The 3750-nt window shown below is 64.3% G+C and carries 4 protein-coding genes; 1 reads left to right on the top strand and 3 read right to left on the bottom strand.

The annotated features are described in order from the left end of the window. Window positions 1–144: 144 nt before the first annotated feature. Window positions 145–1254: an aldo/keto reductase gene (locus EOA75_RS30340; protein ID WP_127216991.1), complete on the bottom strand. Its 1110-nt coding sequence runs from the start codon at window positions 1252–1254 to the stop codon at window positions 145–147. Between the two features lie 29 nt (window positions 1255–1283). After that, window positions 1284–1811 (bottom strand): nuclear transport factor 2 family protein, encoded by a 528-nt coding sequence (locus EOA75_RS30335; protein ID WP_127325873.1) that lies wholly within the window; start codon window positions 1809–1811, stop codon window positions 1284–1286. Between the two features lie 115 nt (window positions 1812–1926). Here EOA75_RS30335 and EOA75_RS30330 point away from each other — a divergent pair, with 115 nt between their 5' ends. Then, on the top strand, window positions 1927–2853 hold the full coding sequence (locus EOA75_RS30330; RefSeq protein WP_095800765.1) for a LysR family transcriptional regulator: 927 nt from the start codon (window positions 1927–1929) through the stop codon (window positions 2851–2853). A 27-nt stretch (window positions 2854–2880) separates the two neighbouring features. On the opposite strand, the gene tsf is transcribed toward EOA75_RS30330, so the two are convergent. Further along, the coding region (gene tsf, locus EOA75_RS30325; protein WP_127325872.1) for a translation elongation factor Ts at window positions 2881–3750 on the bottom strand (870 nt) is incomplete at its 5' end.

The raw sequence follows: 3750 nt of genomic DNA, 5'->3' as shown, positions 1-3750 counted from the left end.
CCGACATTGCCGGGGCGCGGGCAAATCTGGAGGCGAAAGGCGCCTCGCTTCGCCTGGCGGCGCTGGCACGATGGTTCGACCCGATACACGAAGGGCGCGGCGATGTCACGCCGCGCCCTCGCGCAAAATTCCAGGCTTTTCCGATCAGTTGCTGCTGATCCCGACCAGTTCGCCTTCGATCAGGACCGGCAGCGAATAGCCGGACGGCTTGTCGCCCGTCACGACGCCGCCGGCCACCCTGACCTGAATCTCGGGTCCAAAAAAGGAATGCGGGAACGGCGCGGGCGCAAGGCTCACCGAATCGAGCCGCTTGCGGAGTTCGGCAGGGATTGAAAAGTCCAGCGCCCGGAGATTGTCCTGCAACTGGGCAAGTTTCGTCGCGCCGAGGATGACGGTGGCCACACCCGGCTGCGCCGCAACCCAGTTCAGCGCCACCTGCGCCATGCTTCGGTCGAGTTCGGAAGCCACCTTCTCGAGTTCCGTAACGATCGCCCAATTGCGTTCGCTGAATTTCTGGAAACCCGGATGCGTGGTGTTGCGGAACCCGTCGAGCCGGCCGGCACTGCCGGCTTGCGCCGGGCGGTATTTGCCGCTTAGCAGGCCGCTGGCCAGCGGGCTCCACGCCATGATGCCGGCGCCGTGACGCGAGGCGAAAGGCGCGAATTCATGTTCGATCGAGCGCTCGACGAGCGAATATTCGAGCTGCAGGGCCGAGACCGGCTCATAGCCGCGCAGTTCGGCGATCGCCTGCGCCCGCCCGGCATACCAGGCCGGCACGTCAGAAAGACCGATATGGCGTACTTTGCCGGCACGCACCAAATCGTCCAGCGTGCGCAACACCTCCTCGGCCGGCGTGAGCCTGTCCCAGACATGCATGAGGTAAAGATCGATATAGTCGGTTCCGAGCCGCTTCAGCGAAGCGTCCACCGCGCGCATGATGTTCTTTCGGCCATTGCCGCCGGCATTCGGATTGCCGGGTTCCTTGTTCATCGTGAATTTGGTGGCGATCACCGCCTTGTCGCGCAAGCCGCGCTCGGCGACGAATTCGCCGAGCCAGGTCTCTGCCGTCCCGCCGGTGTAGAGGTCGGCTGTGTCGAAGAAATTGCCGCCAGCCTCGACATAGGCGTCGAACATGGCGCGGGAGGTTTCCCTGTCAGCACCCCAGCCCCATTCGGTGCCGAAGGTCATGGTGCCCAGCGCCAGCCGGCTGACGCGCAGGCCGCTATTGCCGAGCGTGTAATAGTTCATGCTCATGACGTGTTCCGATCGTGTTTGGTATGGGCTTATTGGCCAGGGGTCGCTTTCACCCAGGGATTGCCGCGCTCATGCGTCATGCGGAACGTGAAGCCGTCCACCTTCCAGCCTTGACCCGATCGGCTCAGGCGATGCTCATAGGTGCCCCAGACCTCCCAGAGCGGATCGCCGTTGCCTTCCATCCTGTTCCAGGCATAGCCGTTGGAACGGACGGTCGCCGTATCGGCCTCTATTTCGACCTGGTGGTTGGTCCGCAGGTGCAGGCTCGTCTTGCTGCCTTTGAGATTGGCAGCCCAGGCGCCGATCAGATCGTCGGAGGCGACCCTGGCCGCGGGCTGTCCGGAAAGGCTGCTGAAGTCCGCGGTAACCCGGTCAGCGAAGTAGCTGCGGGCGAGCTTCCAATCCTGCGCATCGACGGCGCGGTCAATGGCATCCGCGATGCGGATGACGGCGCGCTCGTCGACGAGCGTTTGCCAGCCCATTGGTTCGGCTCCGCCGGCATCGACGGGCGCCAGTGCCAGTCCTGCCGCGAAGGTCACATGTCTCAAAGCATTCATGTTTTTTCTCCTTGCGCATCGGCCCCACCGCCCGTGTGTTGGCGCCAATGTGGACCAGCTTGGCGGCATCGATAAGATTGCATTGTTCGCAAGGACTATGCGATATTATTCATGAATGGATCGAGATCTGCTGACGCATCTGCCGGTGATCGTCGCCGTGGCTCGGCGCGGCGGCTTCGCGCTTGCCGCGGCCGAACTCGGCATGAGTCCGTCGGCGGTCAGTCATGCGGTGCGGCTGGTGGAAGAGCGCATCGGCCAGCCGCTGTTTGCGCGCACCACGCGCAGCGTTTCGCTGACCGAAGCCGGCAAGGCGCTGGTGGAGACCGCGGCCCCTGCCCTGCAGGACATCTCCGAGCGCATCGACCGCATCCGCGGCGTCAAGGGCAGGCCCTCCGGCCTGCTCAGGATCAATGCGTCCAATATCGCGATCCCCCTGGCGGTCACGCCGGTGATCGCGGCCATGGCCGAACGCTATCCGGAGGTGACGGTCGAGGTCTTCGCCGACCAGGCCCTGGTCGATATCGTCGGCGAGGGTTTCGATGCCGGCATCAGGTTGGGCGAGATGATCGCACAGGATATGATCACCGTGCGGCTTACGCCTCCCGTCAAGGCAGTGGTTGTCGCCTCGCCCGGCTATATCGGAAAGCACGGCCGGCCGCGCGACGTAGCCGACCTGGCGAGGCACAATTGCATCGGCTACCGGCTTGTCCGCTCCGGCGGGCTCTATCGTTGGGATCTGAACGAGAACGGCAAGGATGTCGTGGTCGAGACGCGCGGCACGGCCATCGTCACAGATTCGCTTGCGGCGATCGATCTTGCGCTTGCTGGCGTCGGGCTCGCCTACGTATTCGAGCCGCTGGTGCGCGCCGATCTCGCCGCGGGTCGTCTGGTTCAGATCCTGCCGAAGACGGCGATCGAGGAGCCGGGCCTGTTCCTCTATTTCCCGCGCAGGGCATCGATGGCGCCGAAGCTCAGAGCCTTTATCGATACCGCTCAAGAGATCGGCCGGGCATCCATGCGGACACCCGGCCGAGTTGCCTGAGCTCTGTAGCCTTACTTTTGCTTCGGGCTATTTCTTGACCGCGGCCGCGACTTCCGCCGCGAAATCGGTCGCTTCCTTCTCGATGCCCTCGCCCAGCGCGTAACGCAGATAGGCGGTGATCTTCGCCGGAGCGCCGATCTCCTTCTCGGCATCCTTCAGCGCCTTCTCGACGGTGATGTCGGGATTGAGCACGAAGGCCTGCTTCAGGAGCACGACCTCTTCATAGAACTTACGCAGCCGGCCCTCGACCATCTTCTCGATGATCGCTTCCGGCTTGCCGGACTGGCGGGCCTGGTCGGAGAAGATCGCCTTCTCGCGCTCGATCAGGGCCGGGTCGACTTCCTCGGCAGTCAGCGCAACCGGGTTGGTCGCGGCGACATGCATGGCGACCTGGCGGCCGAAGGCGTTCGCCGCATGCTCATTGCCGGTGGTCTCGATCGCGACCAGCACGCCGAGCTTGCCGAGGCCATCCGCGACGGCATTGTGGACATAGGTCGCCACCGCGCCATGCGGGACAGTGAGCTTGGCCGAGCGGCGGAAGCCCATGTTCTCGCCGATGGTGCCGACCGCGTCCTTGATGGTGTCGGTGACTGACTTGTCGGAGCCCGGATACTTGGCCGCGGCAACTGCTTCGGTCGTGCCATAGGCGAGCGCCACCTTGGCGACGTTGGCGACGATTTCCTGGAAGGCGGAGTTGCGCGCGACGAAGTCGGTCTCGGAGTTCACCTCGACGACCGCGGCTTCGCGAACACCGGAATCGACGCCGATCAGGCCTTCCGCCGCGGTGCGGCCGGCCTTCTTGTCGGCCTTGGAGATGCCCTTCTTGCGCAGCCAGTCGACGGCCGCTTCCATGTCGCCGTTGGTTTCGTTCAACGCCGCCTTGCAGTCCATCATGCC

The organism is Mesorhizobium sp. M1A.F.Ca.IN.022.07.1.1, assembly GCF_003997575.1.
In the GTDB taxonomy this organism is placed as follows: domain Bacteria; phylum Pseudomonadota; class Alphaproteobacteria; order Rhizobiales; family Rhizobiaceae; genus Mesorhizobium.
This window is presented reverse-complemented; position numbering and strand designations above follow the sequence as displayed.